We start from the raw sequence: 21323 nt of genomic DNA on the forward strand, positions 1-21323 counted from the left end.
GCAGCCTCTCAGAAAGCCAGGAAGACGCCGACCCGCGCAAAAAAACAGCCCTTGAAAAGTGAGACTCTCGTCTGAACATTCAAGGGCCGTTTTAGAGACGATATGCCAGCGGCCGTCGATTGCGCTACGCTGGTATCTTTAGCGGTCCGTTAGCGGACGTAAACGTGTACCTCGGAGACCCTGGCCGCTGGGCTGCTTGTCGCAGAGAGGCTCACGCGATCCGCAGCCAATCCCATGTTTGTCAGGGAGCGTAGAACACCTTCCGCGTTCCGGCGTGATGCGTTGGTCGCGAGGGCAACCTGCGCCGGATTTCCGACACCGGGGGCAACGGAAACCAGATCGAAACCTGAATTCGGTCGGCGCTCCAAAGCGCGGCTTACCGCCGTGAACAACGCCTGCTCGTAGGCTACGTCCGGGCGGTCAAAGCGAATAATGACCAGCGGCTGACGCTGTCCGACCAGGCCTGCGGCGCCGCCCTGAGGCGGTGGGGCAGGCACACCGAAGGCGCGGCTGGCGAGGCTGCCGCCGATGTATTCGCCGTTGTCGATGGCGACCTGCATCGCGGTCAGATTTGCGCGTTCGCCCGAGAAGTAGTTCTGCGAGCGGGCGACGTCATCGGTCAATTCGTTGAGCAAGCGATCGATAATGACCACGGTCTGGTTGACCTCGTCTTCCAGAACAGCGAGCTGCCGGTGATCTTCCTCCAGCGCGCCACGCAGTTCGAAAGTCGCCCGGGTCGATTCGAGCATGAAGGCGGCAAGCGCGGATGTCGACGAGGCTTCACTGGAGAGACTGTTGAGGGTTGCGATCGAATCGCCGACCTTCTCAAGCTCGCGCTGCGCCTGGTTCCACTGGTTCACCATGATGGGGTTGCCCGGGGTCGTGCCGACCTGCAAGCGGGTGTTCATTGCCCCCACGAGACCGTGATATGCACCTGCGCTTCCACGCGCCCGCGCCCGCTCGCTCTGCAGTGAATTGTTGTGGGATGTTACCCGGGTCTGCAGCCGCGAGAGATCACCGCGCAACTCCTGGATTTTTTTGCCGACATGGGTGCCGGTCGGTTCACCTGGCGTTACGCCCGGTGCTTCGAAAACAGTGGTTCCCAGGATTGGCGGGGCGCCGGAATTCGTGCTGCTCGCGGCAACGGCGGATTCGCCGGCCTGCGCAGCGGCGGTCTGCGCATCGCTTGCGGCTTCGTCAGCTGCCTGCGTTGCATTTGCTTCGGACTCTTCGGGAGAAAGTGAAGGCCACAATGTATCCTCCGAAAAGGAACATCCCCCTAACATCACGAAAGCACTGAATACGAAAGCGGCTCTGCGCGCGAGAATCGCGTCTCTTACTGCCATTGAGTAATCCGTCAAATATCTTGGGGGCAGCACTAGCCGAATCGAGACAAGAAAAGTGCAGCCCGACCCCCTCGTCGTTGGCCGATACTACTTGAAGGGCCAAAAGGGAACAAGTGGCATTTCCTAGGAGATTCAGCCTCATGCAACCATTGTTTTGCGAGATATTTTAGGCGTTTGCACGTTAAAGCAAGATTAAGATTTCAGATCATTAACCACATTTCTGTCCATCAGGCGGTGAAATTCAGGCTGTTGGATTCTCGCTTTGTGAGTGTTGTTCGCTCTCTAGCCGGTTTGCCTCTCGGGCCAGACAATCAAATTCCGAATCCAGGGATGCCGTTCAAAGAGAAGTTCGAGTCCCTTGTTCTGTAAGATTTTTCTGGATTCGCCGGCAATCGATCGCGGGACGTCGCCGAGCGCACCCTTCCGCGCAATGAGTTTCAAGCTGCGCGAAAACTGACCCCGTTTGATCGGTTCGACCCGAACCTGCTCACCGACTTTTGCGTACTCCTGCAAGAGGCAAAGCGGTGTCGTGACGCTCCATCCCGTGCCGGCCGCGACGGCTGCCAGCTGTCCGGATGCGGTGTCGAACTCCGCCGTGATTGGGAGGTTCAGACGCAGCCGGTTGATCTGCCGCTCCACCTGGCGGCCGATGGCGGACCGCAGGGAGTAGCGGATAAAACGCAAATCCGTATGTGCCTCCAAGCCTGTGGCAGGGTGCTTATAGTCTGCCGGAAAGACCAGTACGAAAGGTTCTTCCAGCAGCGGGTGGATCTCCAATCCTTCCAGCGAATCGAGTTCGTCGCTGGTCGTCACGATCATGTCCACCGCGTGGTTCATGAGCGCATCATGGTTTTCCGGTGAGATACCGGACCAGATGCGCCAGCGGCTGGCATAACGATCGAGGCTCTCCGCGAGCATAGGTCCGACAGTGTTGGCAAAACTCTCGGGCATCCCGAGCGTCAGGCTGGTCAAGCGGCGCCCCTGTTGTTCGCGCAAGGCCTGCAAGGTATCGCCCGCGGCGGCGAGGATGTCGCGGCTGTGATCGTAGAGTGTAACCCCGGTGGGGGTGAGGGCAATGGGGCGGACCGTACGGTCGAACAAAGCCGATCCGATGGCTTCTTCCAGGTTACTGATGGTTTGTGACACACTGGACTGAGTCATCTCCAACCGCTGGGCGGCCTGCGTCATACCGCCGAGCTCCACCACAAAGGTGAAGGTTCGGATCGCTTTCAAATCGAAGCCGGTAGGGAACTCCATTTAGAACGCCCAGTCGTGTTTCTGCCCAGCCCGGAGTAACAGGCATCGCATGACTTGTGACCTTTCCGCGCGCATCAGTCAAATTCCGCGTGTCTGCAAGCTGAGACCCGAGAATTATTGAACCCTTCCAGCGCGAGCGACGACTTATGAAAACGCCAAGGTGACGTCACCTCTCTTTTGGCGTGCGACGAAGCGGAACTGGAGACTATCGGCATGCCCACCTGGATCACAGTCCTGATGTTGACCCCCATGGCACTCTGGCTGGTGGTGTACGGTTTCCTCTTTTTCATTACCGATGGAGACGCCTTGATACCGGGGATAGGTGCCGGTCCGGCCTTTACCTTCGCCTTTCCTCTGTGCGGGCTTTGGATGTTGCTCGAGGGGCTGATCTCGGGGGTGAATCAGTTGACCCTCGGTGGACTGTTCGTTCTTCTTTGCATGGGCTTCATGCTGTCCGCCACCTATCTGTTCCGGCGATTCGGAGACCGGAAGAACGAATGAGCGTAGGGGACCGCGACGGGACCTCTCCTCGCTCAGAACGCAGGTGCGCTATCCCACGGGTGAGACCGGCGGTTTCTGGAACAAGAGATAGTCTCCGGCGCGGGTGCCCTGTTCGAAGAGATGCCTGCCGAGCGTAAGTTGTTGCGGCTCCCAGTTTGCCAGCGCCAGGTCCAGATCCCCTGGGGTGTCTTTGATGGCGTCCGCCAGTGCGAGAGCATTGGCGGCGGCCTTCGATGTGCTGGCAGCCGTATGCGGGCGTGGAATGAAAGCGGCGTCGCCGAGCAGAATGACCCGGCCTTTGACCATGGTCTCAATCTTGAGATCTCTGATCGCCTGCGCGAAAGGCGCTTGCGTGGCTTTGACAACGTCCCGGAACCCGGGAGGCAGCAGTTTGTCTGCCTCGGCATAGAGGTGCTCCTGCCATTTGGGTGCCAGCTTGCCCTCGGGCATTGCGAAGCCACGATTACGGCCATCGAGGTCCGTCATGATGTCGCGAAGTCTTTCGTCGTCGGCGACCCGATACCAAACCCAGTTATAAAGCCGGTGGCCTTCTCGTGCGTCGTTCTGCGCGCCGGGCACAAGATAACCAAGGATGTGAGATCCCGTGCTGTTGGCGAAACCAAAGTCACCATGCAAAGACCGGCGTGCGGTCTCGGGCATTTCATCCTCCGGGACCAGACCGCGCCAGGCGAGGTAGCCAGTGTAGCTTGGGTGCGCGTTGGGCCAGAGAAGTTGGCGCACACTTGAACCGTTGCCGTCGGCTCCGACCAAGAGGTCGCCGGTCGCCTCCGAGCCGTCTTCAAACCGGGCCGTGACGGTTTTTGCGGCTTCGTCCTGGGTGACCGCAACCAGGGTCTTGCCCCGATGATACTGCGCATCCCCAAATACCGATTTCATAGAGCTGTAGATCAGCGACCACGATGTTTGCGTCTGCGGTGCAAACTGCTGGCTGAGCAGCGAACCGTCCGGTCGGAAAACTGTCCGGTATCTCGACTTTACACCCAGATCGATGGAGGCCGTATCCAGTCCCGTTTGGCGCATGATTTCCACAACATCAGGCTGCAGAACGATTCCGCCGCCCCGGCTGTCCAGGTCATGCCTGGAGCGTTCATAGATATCGACCTCCCAGCCGGATCTTTTGAGCATGTTGCCTGCGAAGAGGCCACCAAGCGATCCACCGATGACGATGGCCTTTCGCTTTGGCGCGGATTTGCTGTTTGTCATGATTCGTACCTCGTTAAGAAACCCGGCGCAGACGGCAGGCGTTGCGCCGGAAGCAAGTCGATTGCTGCGGTATGGGAGTCAGGCATGGTGTTGCACGGAGGTATCGCGGGCCTTCCGCGTGTGAGCGTCCAGGATCGCCTGCCGCAGTTTTTCCGGCCTTTGTGCCCCCGTGACGGTGATCCCTTCGATATCGAAATGCGGGACACCTTGAACAGCCTTCGCCGTGGCGGACGCCTCCAGGGAGCGGACAGAGTCTGTACCGTCGTCGCTCTCGAGGAATTGGCGCACGCTTTTTTCGTCGAGGCCCGCCTCACATGCGATTTCAACAAGAACGTCGTGATCGCCAATGTCGCGGCCCTTGCTGAAGTAAGCGCGTAAAAGGCCCTCAATCACTTCGCGTTGCCGGCCTTCCTGTGCGGCCAGCCAGGACAGCCGGTGGGCTGCGAGGGTGTTCGGCGTGACCTCCATACGGTCATAGTCGAAGGTAATGCCGTCCGCCTTTCCGGCCGCGACGGTGTGGGCGTCGAGTGCTTGCGATTTTTCCCAGCTCCCGAACTTGAGTGAGCGGTATACCTTCCGGTTCATCCCTTCCTTTTGCATATCGGGATTGAGCTCGAACGGCAGCCACTGCACGTCTACCTCGATTCCCTCGGGAAGCATCTCGATGGCCTTAAACAAGCGGCTCTCGCCGATGAGGCACCAGGGGCAGATAAAATCCGATGTCATCTTCACTGAAATAGACATTTCGCGTCTCCTTTCTGATCAGGAAGATGGCATTGATCATCATTGATGATAATATGGCAAAAATAGCTAATATTGTTGCGTTTTATGCAAAGGTTGGTGGATGGATTTTTTTGCAGCCTGTAAGGGCTTCGTGTCGGTCGTCGAGGAGGGCGGATTTGCCAAGGCCGCGCGCGGCATGGGGATGGCCACGTCGTCCTTGACGCGTCAGGTAAACGCGTTGGAGACACATCTCGGCACCCTGCTTCTCAATCGCTCGACACGCAGTGTCACGCTGACCGATGCCGGCGCGCGCTACTTCGAACAGGCGGTTCGGATTCTTGAGGATTTGGAAGAAGCCAACCGGAGCGTCAGTGAACGGGAGGGGCCTCCGCGCGGTCTCCTTCGGATCTCGCTGCCGGTTGCTTTTGCCCGGCTTCACATCGCACCCGCGATCCCGGAGTTCTTGCGGGCCTGTCCGGACATCGAACTCGATCTGTTCTTGAGCGACGGCCTGGTGAGCCTCGTTGAGGAGCGCGTCGATCTGGCCGTCCGGATCGGCAGCCTGACCTCGTCCAGTCTCGTGGCGCGAAAGCTGGCGCCGCACCGCCGTGTGCTCTGTGCCAGCCCGGCTTACCTCGAAGAGCACGGCACACCGCGTGCGCCATCTGACCTCACGGAGCATGATTGCCTGACCTTTTCCTATAGCAAGGGTGATCAACACTGGAAATTCGCGGGTCCGTCAGGCGGACAATCGGTGCGCGTGAAAGGCCGCCTGCGGGCCAACAACTCCGAGATGTTGCGCACCGCTGCAATTGACGGCGCGGGGGTCATTCTGATGCCCAGCTGGCTGATAGGGGCTGACGTTGAAGCAGGTCGCTTGTGCAGACTCTTGGACGATTGGGAGGTAAACGCCGGCGAGTCGGTTGAGGGAATCCACGCCGTCTATTTGCCCAACCGACGCGGTTCGAAAAAGGTCAAGGCCTTCATCGACTTCCTGGCCCAGCGTTTTGGATCTCCACCCTATTGGGACAGAGCGGCTCAGACCTAGCCCGTTCAAGCCGGAGTCATCACCTCGTATCCGTATTCCAAAGCCGCGTCGGTTAGGGCTTCCCAGAAAGAGACCGCGAAACCGCGAAACACGAAGAGATCGAATGTCGTTTCGTCTTTCCTGTGCAGCGTCAGGCCCACATGGTGAAAGCTGCTTTGAGCCACCGATCCCACCGTGAAGGCCCTGATATCGAGATCGATTACGACGCCCTTGAGCAGTACGTCCGCTGCATTGCGCCCACTGATTCTGATCCCGGCCCGGGCATGACTGAGGTCGGTGAGGACACCGGTCTCGACCGCGATCTTTTCCAACAGACTCTGTGTGATATCTCCGTTATCGCTCACCAGCAGATAACGGCCCGGGGCCATCACCATGAGCGTGCCTTCTGGCGAAACAGCGGCTTGTCCGGGCGTTACGGGAACCTCGAGTTTCAGATGATCGCTCAAGATGGCCTCGAGCGCCCCTTTTGTATCCGGCCAGGCGCCGAGCTGCAGCATAGTCGCAGGGCGAAGCTCCAGCAGCTCAAGGCCCGGTCCTTCCGCACGGGACGCACCGTAAACACCCGGGCGTGCTGTTTCTGCAAGAGCATAAACCAGGCTAGACATGCATCCGGCTCCCATCTTTGTCGAAGAAGCAGGGGGAAACGACCTCAACCGGGTCATGACCGCCCCGCAGAGGGTCGGCCGCATAGAGAATGCGCTCGGCGTTGGTTTCAAGACCGCCTTCAAGCAGAGCAAGCGCAATAAACTTGTCGATTGCCGGGCTGTAGGTGGTGGAGGAGACGTGCCCGAGACTGCGGCCAGGCTGCTCCGCGGTTTTACCCTCAACCAGATGCGACCCGGCGCTCAGCGGCGTTCCATTGGATGAGATCACGCCGACCAGCCTCTGCCGGTTATCTTCGTTCAGCGCTTCGCGTTCCATCAGCGGACGGCCGATGTAATGCTTCTTGCTTGAGGTCATGCCGCCGAGCCCGAGGTCTCTCGCCGTCGTGCGGCCGTCCAGTTCCGGTCCGGCCACATGCCCCTTCTCGATGCGCAACGTGCCAAGGGCTTCGGTCCCGTAGGGCACCAGGCCGAAGGCTTCACCCGCCAATATGAGCTTTTCCCATAGCGCCGCGCCGTAGTTCGATCCGGCGTAGACTTCATAGGCGAGCTCGCCGGAGAAGGAGAGGCGGGCGACCAGTACCGGAATATCCTCCAGGGTTGCGGGGTAGACGCCCATGAAAGGCACCCCTTCATCGGAGAGATCGAGGTCTTTGATCACACTTTGCAAGAGGGCGCGGCTTTTGGGTCCGGCAACCGCTACCCCAGCCCACTGTTCAGTGACGGAGGTGACCTGGACCCGCATCTCGGGCCAGACGGTCGCGAGCAGAAACTCCAGATGCGACAAGACGCCTGCGGCGTTGGCGGTTGTTGTTGTCATCAGATATTGAGTTTCTCCAAGACACCAGGTCGTTCCGTCGTCGAAGAGGCATCCGTCTTCCCGGAGCATCAGGCCATAGCGCGCCTTGCCGACCGGGAGGCTTTTAAAGCCGTTGCTGTAGACCCGGTTGAGGAATTCCTGCGCATCCGGTCCTTGAACATCGATCTTGCCCAGGGTGGAGACGTCAACCATGCCGACACCTTCACGCACTGTCCTGGCTTCCCGGACATAAGCATCAAAGACGTCCTCTCCCGACTTGCGGTAAACCTGGGGGCGCATCCACTGACCCGCGGTGAGCATGTCCGCGCCGGCTTTGACATGCAGATCGTGCATAGGCGTGCGCCGGACCGGACTGATGTGAAAACCCGTTTCCCGTCCGGCAAGCGCACCGAGGGCGACGGGTGTGTAGGGCGGACGGAAACGTGTCGTGCCGACCTCGGGGATCGAGCGTTCGAGCGCGGCGGCCATCAGTGCAAGCCCGTTCACATTCGAGGTTTTGCCCTGATCGGCGGCCATGCCCAGGGTGGTGTAGCGCTTCAGGTGCTCGACGGACTCGAAGCCCTCGCGTTGAGCCAGCCGGACGTCTTCCGCCGTGACATCGTGTTGCAGGTCGACGAACTTTTTGCCTTTCGGTCCATTCGGGCGCGTGATCTCCCAGAGGGGATAAAGTGAGCTGCCACTGCCTGCATGTGCGGGGACCGTCACATCGAAAACGTCTGTGGTGCCGGATGCAAACCCGGCGTCCCTCGCCGCCACGGCGCCCGCATTCGCTCCGGCCGACAAGCAGTCTTCCAATGCAAAGTCACCGTTGCAAGCACCTGCGGCATGCCAGTTCTGCAGGGCTTCGCCTGGAACGAAGGAGGCGATTTCTGCGTTGAAGACCGGTTTGCCGCCTGCCTGACTTGCCAGATGGATCGTTGGAGTCCAGCCACCGGATACCGCGAGGCTGTCCGCTGCGATCCACTCCCTGGATTCACCCACGGTCTGATTTTCCGGATCGAAGGGTGCGATTTCGACTGTCTTCAGAGATTTGCTCCCCTTGGCGCCTGTGACGACGTGGCTGGCCAGCAAACGGATACCGCGCTTTTGAACGGCATCTTTTAATGGACTGGAAATATCGCCCCGCGGATCGACGATGGCGGCAATTTCGACGCCGGCGTCTTTCAGGTCCAGGGCCGCACGATAGGCCGAGTCGTTGTTGGTAAAGACGACGACCTGCCGCCCTACCGCAACGCCTTGGCGCTGCGCAAAACGACGCGCCGAATCCGCCAGCATGACGCCGGGTTTATCGTTACCGTCGAAGACAATCGGCCGCTCGATGGCCCCGGTTGCCAGGACAACCGATGCACAGCGGATGGTCCAGTGCTTCTGCCGCGCTTGATGGGCGTTCGGCGTAGCGAGATGATCGGCCACCCGTTCGACCGCGCCCAGAACGTTATGGTCGTAGTAGCCATAGACCGTGGTGCGCGGCATGATCGAGACGTCGGGCAGGGCGGCGAGTTCCGCGAGACTCTGCGCGACCCAATCCTGTGCCGGCAGACCGTCGATTGTTTCCTCTTGTTCGCTAAGCAACGCGCCACCGGCCTGTGCGTTTTCGTCCGCCAGCACCACGCGCGCGCCCGCCCGTCCTGCTGCGAGGGCGGCTGCCAGACCAGCCGGGCCGGCGCCCACCACCAGTACATCGCAGAAGAGGTTGGATTTCTCGTGCCGATCCGGGTCGGCTTCTTTCGAGGCTGCGCCCAGACCTGCCGCCTTGCGAATAAAGTGCTCGTAGAGCATCCAGGCTTTGCGGGTCGGTCCCATGAAGGTTTTATAGTAAAAACCGGCGACTAACATCGAACCGCCGATCTGGTTGATACTGAGTAGATCGTACTGCAGGTTTGGCCAGCGGTTTTGGCTACTGGCCTGGAGCCCTTCGTAGAGCTCAATCACGGTGGCTTTTGTATTAGGTTCGGAACGGCCGCCGCTGCGCAGGGTAACCAGGGCATTGGGCTCTTCCGGGCCCGCCGAATAAACACCGCGCGGCCGGTGATATTTAAAGCTGCGGCCGAAGAGCGAGACTCCATTGGCCAACAGGGCGGACGCAAGCGTGTCGCCGGAAAAGCCGCCGTAACGCTTGCCGTCGAAGGTGAAATTGAGCCGTTTGCTCCGATCGATGAGGCCGCCGTTCTCGAGACGATATCCGCTCATTCCACCGGCTCCTGTCTTTTGGTCTGCGCGTCTTTTTCCGACGGCTTCGACCAGGGGCCGACCAGTTCTGAGGCGCCAACCTGGTGCGTCAGAACGTTGCGCCGCAGCTTGATCCATGCCCGGCAGCCCCCGGTGTGTTGCCAGAATTCCAGGTGAGCACCGCGCGGATTTTCGCGGTCGTAGACGAAGCGGTTCCAGACTGCGGGATCGGTCTCGTCCATGGCCGGACGGGCGACTGTTGCATCGCCGCCATAGGTGAATTCACCGACGTCACGTTCGCCGCAGATGGGACAGGGAATACGCATTGATGAAACCTCGGGGTACGAAAAACTTGAATTAATGGAGGCGCGGCTGCGGTCCTGCGCCCCGCTCGTCGATGACCCGGCCCTGATGGAAGCGCTCCAGCGTGAAGTCCGCGTTGAGCGCGTGCGGTCGGTCTTTCGCGATGGTCCAGGCGAAACACCAGCCCGAAGCCGGGGTCGCCTTGAAGCCGCCGTAACACCAGCCCGCATTCAAATAGAGACCTTCAAGCGGTCCGGGTGTGATGATTGGGCTGCCGTCCATGGACATATCCATGATCCCGCCCCAGTGGCGCAGCAAACGCAAACGGCTCAGGTTCGGAAACATCGCGACCGCCATGGCGGCAACGTGTTCGACGATCGGCAGATTGCCGCGTTGCGCATAGGAATTATAGCCGTCGATATCGCCGCCGAACACCAGCCCGCCCTTATCTGACTGCGAGATGTAGAGGTGTCCCGCGCCAAAGGTCACAACCGTATCAATCAGGGGCTTTAAGGGTTCGGAGACGAAGGCCTGCAACACGTGGCTTTCTATCGGAAGTCTCTCGACACCTGCGGTTCTCAACACGTTGCTGGTATTGCCTGCGACTGCTATGCCGACCTTGGCGGCCTGGATATCGCCCCGCGTGGTTTTGACCCCGCTGACCCTTCCCTGATCGTCGAACAGGAAGCCGGTGGTTTCGCACTGTTCGATGATATCGACCCCGCGGTCGCTGGCTCCGCGCGCATAGCCCCACGCCACCGCGTCATGCCGTGCCGTGCCGCCGCGCGGTTGGCAGAGACCCCCGATAACCGGGAAGCGTGCGGTCTCAGAAACGTCGAGTCCCGGGACCATCCTGGCGACTTGATCCCGGTCCAGCAACTCGGCGTCGACGCCCTGCAGGCGCATGGAATTCCCACGGCGGGCGTAGGCATCTATTTGCGAAGGGGTGTGAGCGAGGTTCAGAACGCCGCGCGACGAGAACATCACATTGTAGTTGAGGTCCTGAGACAGGCCTTCCCATAGCTTCATGCTCCATTCGTAGAAGCGGGTATTGGCCGGCAGCATGTAGTTTGAGCGCACAATTGTCGTATTGCGTCCGACATTGCCGCCGCCCAGCCAGCCCTTTTCGATGACGGCCACGTTGGTAATCCCGTGTTCCTTGGCCAGATAATAGGCGGTGGCCAGACCGTGTCCGCCGCCGCCGACGATGATGACGTCATACTGCGGTTTGGGATCCGGCGAGCGCCAGGCGCGCTGCCAGTTCCTGTGACCGGTCATGGCGTTCTTGACCAGGGAAAATACGGAGTAATGACCCATCGTTATGTTGTCCCAGCTTCACGCACAGTCCAAATCGCGACCGACTGATCCGTGCCATTCTGTTCTCGGCGTCTGAAAGGCAGAAAACCACCGACCGTTTCGGGAAATCTGGATCAGACGAGGCCCGGTGAGATTATCCGGGAAAAACCGGGAGATTCGCCAGCATTAGTATTTTTGCTCTCTAGAATCGCGACTGCCGATGGTAGCACTGAAATTTCGGCGGAAATCAGCGCTTTCCCGGACAGGAATTGCACCGAAAAGACGGCGTAAATTTTCTGTCATTCTGGGGCTTGCACGAGCGGCAGGCTTAAAGTAGTGTCCGCCCCGCTTCACCAAGAAGCTGCAACTTTTGTTGCTCGGCGTGCCCGTAGCTCAACTGGATAGAGCACCTGACTACGAATCAGGAGGTTTGGGGTTCGAATCCCTACGGGCGCGCCATTTCCTTTTCAAGCCATTGATTGTGCTCAACTTGTTGTAATTTCGGCGTTTGTCGTTTCGGCAGGTTGCCTACTTCGCTACGTAGACGCAGAATGGCCATCTGCCATGACGCGATCATCTCTAATGATGCGACAGATTCTTTATATGGCTCCGTGCAACTTTTCGACAGATCCCAGATGTAGTATTCCATCCACATGCATTTGCCTGTCGCGAAAGCAAGTTCACAGAGTTCAGCAAAATACACTCTATGGTGCATAGCGTCGTAAGTTTATAAACTATCGTTTTAATTTTCTCTGTAAATACGATATAATCATATAAATGCGTTCAAATTCGGTTGCGCTTTATTAGAAATAAATATCAATAAATCAAATATTTACTGTGGGTAGAATCTTCTCTCCCGAGGTGTGTGTTTTCCCACATTGAAGCCCGGATTTGTTTGCGAGTGTCGGTTGTTGGGGAGACCGGACATGGTTGCAAATGATCATGCAGGAGGATTGACGTCGGAACAGGTCGTCGTAATGGCCGAAAGTTCCGGCGCACCGATCCTTATCGATGATGCTCATCATCTGTTTAGCGCTGAATTTGAGCGTGAGGGTGATAGTCTTGTTCTGAGTGGTGATGATGGTGCGAGCATCATCGTCGTGGACTACTTTGCGCTGGGCGTGCCTCCAGATCTCGCTTCGGACGCCGGTGCGGTGTTGTCATCCGATCTTATAGCAGCCTTGGTAGGGCCTGCTGCGCCCGGCCAGTATGCGCAGGCAGGCGCCCTGCCGACTGCGGAACCTGTTGGACAGGTAGAGACTCTGAGTGGAACCGCGCGTGCGACGCGGGCCGACGGCAGCGTTGTTGAGCTGAGCGAAGGCGCTGCGGTTTATCAAGGTGACGTCCTTCAAACGGGTCCCGATACAAGACTGAATGTCAGCTTTGTTGACGATACGGTCTTCTCCTTATCAGGTAACGCGCGGATGGTTCTCAATGAGGTCGTCTACAGTCCGGACGCCTCGGGCAATTCGATGATCATGTCGCTGATCCAGGGGGCTTTCACCTTCATCACCGGGCAAATTGCACCGACCGGCGATATGCAGGTCAATACCCCCGTCGTCAACATCGGTATACGTGGGACTACGGTCCATGTGACGTTGGGGCTGGAGGACGGCGCGGTCCAGATCTCCCTCAGCGATGGGACTGTGGAATTTTTCAATCCGCTTACAGGGGAACGTGTTGAACCTATCGGAGATACCGAAAGCCTCTTTACCTTTCGTCAACCCGGCCTGCCACCAGAGGAAACACCAAAATCACCCGATGTTCTGGAGGAGGAGCGGGAGCGTGCCATCGAAGTGAGATCCGTTCAGGCACAAGCCGAACAGCGAACGGACCTTGATGACGACGATCAGTTTGAAGATGAACTGCAGCGGGCTGAACTGTTTGAGCCAGAAGAAATATCGGATCAGACCGCGAGATCCGGCAGCTCATCGAGCACCCAACAGGGAGAGGGCGAACCCGGTGTCGGAGAAACTCAAGGTACATCGGATGGCCAGGAGACTGCAACGGACGCTACGCCTGCTGCCGCTTCCGCGGGCGGAGAGGCGTCGGAAACGGAACAAGTGCCCAGCAGCGGCCCGGATGTGGCTGAGAGGGCAGTGCCAGGTCAAACGCAAACGGCACAAGCTACAGCATCTGCCGAGGCCTCGACTCCGCAAGCTGGAGAGCTGCCTTCCAGCGGACCTGGCGGAGCTGTGCAAGACGAGAGCGCGGGTGTGGGGAATCCCGAATCTGAGTTGGCCCAAAGCGTAGAAAGTGCGCTTCTAGATGAGCCTGCGCCGCTGGTTACCGGAGCCGGGCCTGTGACGCCCGGCCAAGTCCTGCCTTCTGGTGGGATCGGTACGTTCGATGAGCCGGACTTCGGGGCGGAGAGGATTATTGGGACTGACGTGGCCTCGTCGTCCAGCAACACCACGATCACGACGAGTCCACCGCCCTCGGCCTCAAATCAGTCCGTTGCTATCGAGACTTTTCCTGCGTCTGTGAGTACTTCTTCTTCGAGATCCGAGACGTCGGTGCCAATCATTACAGAACCGGTACCTGAAACATCGCAACCCGACTCAATCCCGGTCAAGCCAGCGCCAGTGCTGGGCAACAATAGCCTGGATGTTGCCGAGGGCGGAACGGCGATCCTGAACAGTGATAACTTGAGTGCGACGGATGCCCAGACCGCGGACACGGACTTGGTCTTCAGTGTCAGCGCAGTCCAGAACGGACGATTCGAGTTTGTCGCGGCTCCTGGCTTGGCAATTACCTCTTTCACCCAAGCCGACGTGAAGGCAGGTGCGGTCCAGTTCGTGCACGACGGTGGCGAAGATCCGCCGTCCTATTCGGTGGCCATCAGCAACGGTGAGAGTGAAGCTCCCGTGGCCGTGGCCGACACTGGCGGTTACATCAATGTCAACGATGCGCCGCTGATGGACTTGAACGGAGGCGGCGGGGGGGCCGGTGCGCTAGCGGACTTCACTGCGGGCGCGCAGCCGGTCGCCATTATTCCCGCAGCGGAGATAATCGATCCCGACAGTGGTTCTTTGAAACGCGTGACCGTAACGATTGCGGACCCCAGGGATACCGGCTTTGAAGTCCTGCAGACCGATGTCACGGGTACTGGCATCAGCATTACGGGGAATGGCAGTTCCAGCCTTGTATTGTCCGGCGCGGCAAGCTTAGCCGAGTACCAGCAGGTGCTGCAGCGCATCACCTATCAGAACACGGCTGCTTCGCCGACAGCAGGTGAAAGGCAGATCGAATTGCGCGCGGATGACGGTGCCGGCGCCAACAGTTTGAGTGAGGTCGCTGCAGCCGTTGTTTCTGTCAAACCGGATACACCACCTGTCCTGATCGAAAACAGTTTAAGCTTGAACAAAGGAGAGACGGTCTTTCTCACCTCAGCGAACCTCAGTGCGACGGATGTGGAGACTGCCGATGCGGATTTAGTGTTTGCGGTGAGCGCCGTGCAGAACGGGCAGTTCGAACGGGCCGCGGCGCCAGGGCAGGCGGTCACATCCTTTACGCAGTTGGAGGTAACGCAGGGCGCAATCCTATTCGTACATGATGGGAGCACAAATCCAGCTGCCTATTCGGTTGCGGTTGGCGATGGTACAAACATCACGGTGCCCGTTCCGGCCGTGGTTGATTTCATTGCACCGAATTCGCCGCCTCTGCTCATCAACAACAATCTGACTATCGAGGAGGGTGAAACGGTCGTTCTCGGCACCGGCAGCCTCAGTGCAAGCGACATCGAAAGCGATGATGAAGATCTTGTCTTTACCGTGAGTTCGGTTGCGGGCGGCCGGTTTGAGTTGGTGGCGTCGCCGGGCATTGCCATCACTTCCTTCTCTCAAGCGCAAGTCACGGGTGGGCTCGTTCAGTTCGTCCATGACGGTGAAGAAACGGCTCCATCCTACGGCGTGTCGGTGAGCGATGGTTTCAACACTACGCCAGCGGATCCGGCGGTCGTCGACTTTAGAAAAGAGAACGACCTTCCTGAAGTTGTCGAGAACCGTTTGAAGCTGGACGAAGGCGAGACGGTTGTTCTGGACGCATCGAACCTGCGTGCGACGGACACTGAGAGCGACGACGCCGGCCTGATCTTTACGGTCAGTAACATCCAACACGGACAGTTCGAGTTAGTTGCCGCGCCTGGCGTTGCGGTCACTTCGTTCAGCCAGGCGCAGATCGCGGCGGGCGCCGTAAAATTCGTTCACGATGGCGGTGAGGTGCAGCCTTCCTATTCGGTGTCGGTGAGTGACGGCGAGGACAGCACGGCCCCGGCGGCTGCCGGCATCACTTTCCTGCCGGTCAACGATGAACCCGTCGTGGATCTAAACGGGGAGGATGGCGCAAGCTTTATTGAAGGCGGCGTGGCCCAGGTTGTCGATGCGGACCTTGTGATAAGCGATGAAGATAGTGCCAATCTTGCCGGCGCTACGGTGGTTATCGAGAATATCGTGAATCCTGGCGACGAAGTCTTGAGCGCGGTCACAACGGGCACGAACATCCTCGCAATCTACGATTCTGCAACCGGTCAACTGGATTTATCGGGGGACGATTCCCGGTCCAACTATCAGCAGGTTTTGCGCTCCATCACCTATCGGAACCTGTCGGATGATCCGACAGCAGGGGGGAACAACCAGAGGAACATCCGCTACAGCGTGAGCGACGGCGTTGCGACAAGCGTCGCGGCTGTCGCGTCGCTGCTGTTGGTTGCCGTCAACGATGTACCTCTGGCGGCGGCAGATACCGGCGAAACCGACGAAGATGCCGTACTGTCTGTGCCGGCCGACGGCGTGCTCTCGAACGACAGCGATCCCGAGTCTGGTGATGTCCTGACTGTTTCCGCCGTCGAAGGTTCTGCCGCCAATGTGGGGAACCAGGTCGCTCTGTCCTCCGGCGCGCTCGTCACCGTGAATGCAGACGGTAGTTACGACTATGATCCCAACGGTGCTTTCGACCAGCTCCAGCCTGGAGAGTCGACCACCGATAACTTCACCTACAGAGTTTCGGACGGCAATGGCGGCTCGGCCCCCGCGAGCGTTACCATCACGATCAACGGCCGGCAGAACACCACGGTCATCGACGACGCAGTAGAGAATGTCATCGGTGCAGGAGCCACGCTCTTTGCAAATGACCTGATAGTCGCTGAATTCGGAACGGCCGTTTTGTCCATTGCCGATGGCGGCGAGGTCTCTGCGGATTCAACGGTGATCGCGGCGAATGCCGGCTCTGACGGCACGGTTGACATCAATCAGGGTGGAGTTCTGACGACCCTTGTGATGGAGGTGGGTTCAGGGGGAACCGGTACTCTGTTGCTTGATGGTGTTGGCTCTATGTTGACCGTGGGGGCCGCTGACGCCATCGATCCGGGGCTCTATGTCGGCGGCTTCAACGGCGGCACTGGAGAGGTTACGGTTTCAGGCGGCGCGACACTCAACGCATTCAACTTTGATGTTGGTCGCGGGAGGACGGGTAGTCTTAGCGGCGTTGCCACCATTCAAGACCCCGGCACCGTTGTCAACATCGATAGTCGCTTCGGAGACTTTGAGGGACCGTCTGGCCTGCCCGAGAACAACGGCGGTTTCCTGCGCGCAGCACGCAATGATGGCGACGTCGGTGAATTGCACATCCTCAATGGTGCGGTCGTCAACATTGAAGCCGGATTCCAAGAGACTGAGCCTGAGTTTCAACTTGGGCGTAACCAAGGCAGCAGAGGTATGGCCGTCATCGATGCTGCAACACTGAATATCTTGCAGACTACGCCTGCTGATCCGAATCCCTCGGAGGGTTCTTTGGGTGGACCTCTTTTACGAGTGGGACGCGGGGGGCAAGGCGAGTTAACGGTTCAAAATGGCGGCCAAATCAATATGACCGGGGAAAAGTCCGCCTTATTCGTCGGTCGGTTTGCGACGGCCGATGGCACCTTTGTTGTCGATGGTCTTGGATCTCGCGTGCAGCTCTCTGGTGATAGTGCCCACTTTAGTATCGGGACCGACGGTACAGGAAGTGCGACCATCAGAAACGGCGCGTCCGTAGAAGTATCTGAAACAGGGTCGTCGGTAACGATTGCTGAGATCGCTGGTTCCACCGGTAATCTCGAGATAAGTGAAGGTGGAATGCTAACCACGCGCGCTATCGAGGTTGGACGCGGCGGTGATGGAATGCTGGTCGTTGATGGAAGTGGAACCTTCGTGACGGTCGGCGCCGAGAGTATGTTGGTCGATACGGGGATTAGGGTCGGTGGTTCCGGTGGTGGGTTCGGCAGCTTTACGGTTTCGGGTGGCGCGCTCCTGGAGTCGATGTTCGTCGATATCGGACGAGGCGCAACCGGAACTTTAAGCGGCGTTGGTATCATTCGAGATCCTGGCACTATCGTAAACTTGGACAATCGTTTCGGAAACTTTGGACCTCCTTTCGAGAACAGCGGTGGGGCCCTTCGGGTTGCGCGTGATGCCGGAGATATCGGTGAGTTGAGCATACTTAACGGTGCTGTATTGAACATAGGCGCCGGCATTCGAGAAGTAGAACCCGGCATCCAAATCGCGCGAGAAGCAGGCAGTCAAGGGGGGGTCTTGATCGACTCTTCAAACGTGAACATTACGCAGTCGGCCCCGTCGGACCCGGGCAACGACGATTTTGGTCCTTTTGTTCAAGTTGGTCGTGGAGGCACCGGCCGTTTAACTGTTCAGAATAGCGGTACGATCAGTATGATCGGTGATGACACAAGTTTTGAAGTTGGTCGGGACGCGGGGAGTGAGGGAACGCTTCTGGTCGATGGAGCAGGTTCGAAAGTTGCCTTGTCAGGGAACAGTGCTTTTTTTGCCGTGGGTGGTTCGGGTTCCGGCAACATGACGATCAGAAATTCTGCGTCCGTCGAGCTTCTTGATTCAGGTTCATATTTCGAAGTTGCAGCCAATGCTGGGTCAGCAGGGACCTTAAATATCGAACAGGGTGGATCGTTAACGACCCGCACGTTGGAGATCGGCTCCGGAGGAAATGGAACAGCGGTGCTTAATGGTTCTGGATCGACACTGACGGTAGGAGCCGCGGGTGCAGTCGATCCTGGACTCTTTGTTGGTGGTTTTGATGGCGGTTTCGGCGATTTCACTGTCTCAGGTGGAGCAACCCTGAACGCCTATAATTTCCAGATTGGCCGCGGTGCGACGGGCAGTTTGAGTGGCGTGGCAACCATCCAGGATGCAGGCACCGTCGTAAACCTCGACAACCGTTTTGGGAATTTCAACGCTCCTTTTGAAAACGATGCAGGCTTTCTTCGGGTGGCTCGGAATAATGGTGATGTCGGAGAGTTGAATATACTCAACGGCGCGGTCGTCAACATCAGCGGTGGCTTAACCGAAGTCGAGCCTGGGTTTCAGATCGCGCGGAATGAGGGAAGCCAGGGCACTGTCGTGATCGATTCGGCTACGGTCAATATGACCCAGACGACACCTTCAGACCCAGAAAATAGTGTTTTTGGTCCGTTTTTGACAATCGGGCGTGGCGGAACCGGTGCAATGACAGTCCAAAATGGCGGTCAGATCAATGTATCCGGAGATAACAGCAGTATGCAAGTCGGCCGGACCTCGACGGGCGACGGGGCGTTGTCAGTTGATGGTTTGGGGTCGAAAATCTCCATAACCGGCAAGGATACGTTTGTTTCCGTGGGGAGCGAAGGTACTGGAAATATTTCGCTGAGCAATCAAGCTGTCTTGGAGCTCTCAGGTGAAGGCGTATCGATGGAGGTTGGTAGAGAAGATGCTTCTAGTGGAACGCTCAACATCCTGAGTGGCTCACAACTTTTCATGGATGGCGGCACGGAGTTCTCGCAGCTCAGAATAGGTGATCGCGCTGGCGGTGAGGGAAGCGTTGTTGTGCAAGGAGCCGACTCTCTCGTCTCAATTGCAGGTCCGTCTGGATTTAGCACTCGAATCATAGTGGGAGGAGAGGGGCAGGGTACTTTGGAGACCCGCGACGGCGGCCGTGTTGCCGTTTCTCGAGTCGATGTTGGTAGCTTCGATACAGGCGTTGGGATAGCGCTTGTAGACAACGCCACTTGGGATATCGGTGCCGATGGAATGAACATCGGTCGAGAGAATGTCGGTTCGCTCGAAATCCGAAATGACGCTACCGTAAACGCCGAACGGGCCAGGATCGGATGGACTGGTGGTTCGAACGGCGCTGTGGAATTGGATGCAACATCGCAACTCAATGTTGGATTGATACAAGTCGGGCATGGGTTTTATGACCCCATAGGTGATCCCGATTTCGGGATAGACGCCTCTGCATTTGGTACCTTCAACCTCACTGGAGGAACTGTCAACGCAAACGAAACGCGCATTGGCAATCACGAACGCGGTATCGGTGTCGTTGTGATGGATGGCGGCACTTGGAACGATGCGACGAGGCTTGAGGTAGGCACCCAAGGGAACGGGACCCTGTTATTGCAAAATGGCGCTGTATTCACGTCTAACGGCGATTTCGGGGTCATAGCCAATGCAGGTGGTGCGACCGGGGCAGTCACTGTCGATTCGACTTCACAGCTACAGATCAACGGTTTTTTCTCCATTGGAAATGGTTTTTTTGACCCCATTAGCGATCCTGACTTCGGACAGGATGACACTGCTACCGGTTCACTTGTGATCAACGGCGGCAATGTCTCCATAGAGGACGGAGATATTGGCGGCCTCGCTCGTGGTGACGGTAACGTTTTTTTGAATGGCGGCAACTTCGATGTCGCCAGTCATCTTTCTGTCGCGCACGAGGGCACCGCAGCCCTCACCATCACCAACGGCGGCACCATCACGAGCAACAGCGCCAGCATCGGGAATACCGTGGGCAGCGATGGTAACGTTACCGTCGGAATTCTCGGTGGGGCCGGTGCGCCCGCATCCTGGAATGTGACCAACACTCTGTCCATTGGGCATGGCGACGTTGCTCAAGCAGCTGTGGCCAGCGGGTTGGTGGTCGTTGCCAAGGACAGCAGCTTGACCGCGACGAATATCAACATTGAGGAAGGCGGTACTCTCAACACGGCCGACAAAGGAACCGTCAACGGAAATATCAATCTTTTCGGCGGCACGCACATCACCGGCAACTCGCCGGGCACGGCCATCATCAATGGTGACTTCACGATGAGCAGTGGTGTGTTGGATATCGAAGCCGCCGGCTTGGGGGCAGGGCAATTCGATCTAATGGAGGTTTCCGGTGAGGCCAGCATTCTGAGCGGTCTGATCGATTTCTCCTTTATCGAAGGCTATGAAGCCGAAACCGGTGACGCAGTCGTGTTCATGAAAGCTGATGCCGGTATGACGTTTGATCAGGAAAAAACCTCCATTGCCGTATCGGGCGTAGTTCGTGATTTTATGTTCGAGCTCGTCGATGACGATCACAGTCTTGCACTGATTGCGCAATCAGACGCGATAGCAGGTGACAGCACCATCTTCATGGGGGGCAGCCTCAATGACGATTTCTTTGGCGGCGCAGGCGACGATTTGCTCAGAGGCGGAAGTGGTGCGGACAGTCTCACGGGCGGTGCGGGGGCGGATATCTTCGCCTATGCGCGCGGCGATGGCGGAAACAGTCTCAATCTGGCGGATTTGCTGACTGACTTCGAAGACGGCATCGATAAGATTGGCCTGGAGGATGGGCTGTTGTTCTCGGATCTTACGATCAGCGCCGATGCATCCGACCGCGCCGTCGTCTCAGTCGTCGACACAGGTGAATTGTTGGTGGTATTGGACGGACTCTCGTCTGACCTGGTGGATGAACAGGACTTCGTCTTGCTGGTTTAGTATTCCGAGATATGAGAATGCGGCGACAATCCAATGATTTGGGGGCAGGCGATTTGACGGGGCGGGAGCTGCGGCCGGTATGCGGTGTTGCGCCCAGGCTCGAAACCGCGTCAATGCGCGGTGACGGAGAAGGCCCAGGCCTTTATCCAGATTACTTTGCAAAACTAAAAAGAGGAGCCCGGTGCGCGTTACCTGAATGCCGCGCCAACTGCGATTCATGACGAGGCACTTGGACGCAGGCTCTCG

The 21323-nt window shown here is 58.1% G+C and carries 12 protein-coding genes and 1 tRNA gene; 4 read left to right on the plus strand and 9 right to left on the minus strand.

From position 1 onward, the window contains the following. Positions 1–149: 149 nt before the first annotated feature. Complete coding sequence (locus FKG95_RS01440) at positions 150–1253, minus strand: hypothetical protein (RefSeq protein ID WP_246116648.1); 1104 nt, start codon at positions 1251–1253, stop codon at positions 150–152. 375 nt (positions 1254–1628) lie between these two features. Further along, entirely contained in the window at positions 1629–2603 is a 975-nt protein-coding gene (locus tag FKG95_RS01445) for a LysR family transcriptional regulator (protein ID WP_142894442.1), read from the minus strand. A gap of 213 nt (positions 2604–2816) precedes the next feature. Between FKG95_RS01445 and FKG95_RS01450 the strand changes: the two genes are divergently transcribed. Beyond that, positions 2817–3104: a hypothetical protein gene (locus tag FKG95_RS01450; protein ID WP_142894444.1), complete on the plus strand. Its 288-nt coding sequence runs from the start codon at positions 2817–2819 to the stop codon at positions 3102–3104. Between the two features lie 48 nt (positions 3105–3152). Here the strand turns inward: FKG95_RS01450 and FKG95_RS01455 are convergent, their stop codons facing one another. Further along, positions 3153–4328 (minus strand): FAD binding domain-containing protein, encoded by a 1176-nt coding sequence (locus tag FKG95_RS01455; RefSeq protein ID WP_142894446.1) that lies wholly within the window; start codon positions 4326–4328, stop codon positions 3153–3155. A 78-nt stretch (positions 4329–4406) separates the two neighbouring features. Continuing rightward, positions 4407–5072, minus strand: a complete 666-nt coding sequence (locus FKG95_RS01460; RefSeq protein WP_142894448.1) for a DsbA family oxidoreductase — start codon at positions 5070–5072, stop codon at positions 4407–4409. Positions 5073–5172: 100 nt separating this feature from the next. Here FKG95_RS01460 and FKG95_RS01465 point away from each other — a divergent pair, with 100 nt between their 5' ends. Further along, entirely contained in the window at positions 5173–6099 is a 927-nt protein-coding gene (locus FKG95_RS01465) for a LysR family transcriptional regulator (RefSeq protein ID WP_142894450.1), read from the plus strand. Between the two features lie 5 nt (positions 6100–6104). On the opposite strand, the gene FKG95_RS01470 is transcribed toward FKG95_RS01465, so the two are convergent. Genes FKG95_RS01470 through FKG95_RS01485 form a run of 4 tightly spaced genes read right to left on the minus strand, consistent with a single transcriptional unit; the run spans position 6105 to position 11310 of the window. Then, positions 6105–6704, minus strand: coding sequence for a sarcosine oxidase subunit gamma (locus FKG95_RS01470; RefSeq protein WP_179953873.1), 600 nt, complete (start codon positions 6702–6704; stop codon positions 6105–6107). Continuing rightward, entirely contained in the window at positions 6697–9711 is a 3015-nt protein-coding gene (locus FKG95_RS01475) for a sarcosine oxidase subunit alpha family protein (protein WP_142894454.1), read from the minus strand. Before FKG95_RS01475 ends, FKG95_RS01470 begins: the two co-directional genes overlap by 8 nt. Then, on the minus strand, positions 9708–10016 hold the full coding sequence (locus tag FKG95_RS01480; protein WP_142894456.1) for a sarcosine oxidase subunit delta: 309 nt from the start codon (positions 10014–10016) through the stop codon (positions 9708–9710). The genes FKG95_RS01475 and FKG95_RS01480 overlap by 4 nt, the downstream gene beginning before the upstream one ends. A 31-nt stretch (positions 10017–10047) precedes the next feature. Then, positions 10048–11310: a sarcosine oxidase subunit beta family protein gene (locus FKG95_RS01485; protein WP_142894458.1), complete on the minus strand. Its 1263-nt coding sequence runs from the start codon at positions 11308–11310 to the stop codon at positions 10048–10050. A gap of 361 nt (positions 11311–11671) precedes the next feature. Between FKG95_RS01485 and FKG95_RS01490 the strand changes: the two genes are divergently transcribed. Further along, positions 11672–11748: transfer RNA gene (locus FKG95_RS01490), tRNA-Arg, on the plus strand. On the opposite strand, the gene FKG95_RS01495 is transcribed toward FKG95_RS01490, so the two are convergent. Then, positions 11735–11938 (minus strand): hypothetical protein, encoded by a 204-nt coding sequence (locus FKG95_RS01495; RefSeq protein WP_142894460.1) that lies wholly within the window; start codon positions 11936–11938, stop codon positions 11735–11737. The two genes, FKG95_RS01490 and FKG95_RS01495, sit on opposite strands and share 14 nt — an antisense overlap. Positions 11939–12215: 277 nt before the next feature. Between FKG95_RS01495 and FKG95_RS01500 the strand changes: the two genes are divergently transcribed. After that, the gene (locus FKG95_RS01500; RefSeq protein WP_142894462.1) at positions 12216–21077 is read left to right on the plus strand and encodes a cadherin-like domain-containing protein; all 8862 of its coding nucleotides are present in this window, start codon (positions 12216–12218) and stop codon (positions 21075–21077) included. Positions 21078–21323: the final 246 nt, after the last annotated feature.

This window comes from Denitrobaculum tricleocarpae (assembly GCF_007004665.1).
Taxonomy (GTDB): domain Bacteria; phylum Pseudomonadota; class Alphaproteobacteria; order Kiloniellales; family Kiloniellaceae; genus Denitrobaculum; species Denitrobaculum tricleocarpae.

What these genes read in the sequence shown, in the direction of transcription:
- FKG95_RS01445 (WP_142894442.1), bottom strand. Translation starts at nt 2,603, where the DNA reads ATGGAGTTCCCTACCGGCTTCGATTTGAAAGCGATCCGAACCTTCACC.
- FKG95_RS01450 (WP_142894444.1), top strand. Translation starts at nt 2,817, where the DNA reads ATGCCCACCTGGATCACAGTCCTGATGTTGACCCCCATGGCACTCTGG.
- FKG95_RS01455 (WP_142894446.1), bottom strand. Translation starts at nt 4,328, where the DNA reads ATGACAAACAGCAAATCCGCGCCAAAGCGAAAGGCCATCGTCATCGGT.
- FKG95_RS01460 (WP_142894448.1), bottom strand. Translation starts at nt 5,072, where the DNA reads ATGTCTATTTCAGTGAAGATGACATCGGATTTTATCTGCCCCTGGTGC.
- FKG95_RS01465 (WP_142894450.1), top strand. Translation starts at nt 5,173, where the DNA reads ATGGATTTTTTTGCAGCCTGTAAGGGCTTCGTGTCGGTCGTCGAGGAG.
- FKG95_RS01470 (WP_179953873.1), bottom strand. Translation starts at nt 6,704, where the DNA reads ATGTCTAGCCTGGTTTATGCTCTTGCAGAAACAGCACGCCCGGGTGTT.
- FKG95_RS01475 (WP_142894454.1), bottom strand. Translation starts at nt 9,711, where the DNA reads ATGAGCGGATATCGTCTCGAGAACGGCGGCCTCATCGATCGGAGCAAA.
- FKG95_RS01480 (WP_142894456.1), bottom strand. Translation starts at nt 10,016, where the DNA reads ATGCGTATTCCCTGTCCCATCTGCGGCGAACGTGACGTCGGTGAATTC.
- FKG95_RS01485 (WP_142894458.1), bottom strand. Translation starts at nt 11,310, where the DNA reads ATGGGTCATTACTCCGTATTTTCCCTGGTCAAGAACGCCATGACCGGT.
- FKG95_RS01495 (WP_142894460.1), bottom strand. Translation starts at nt 11,938, where the DNA reads ATGGAATACTACATCTGGGATCTGTCGAAAAGTTGCACGGAGCCATAT.
- FKG95_RS01500 (WP_142894462.1), top strand. Translation starts at nt 12,216, where the DNA reads ATGGTTGCAAATGATCATGCAGGAGGATTGACGTCGGAACAGGTCGTC.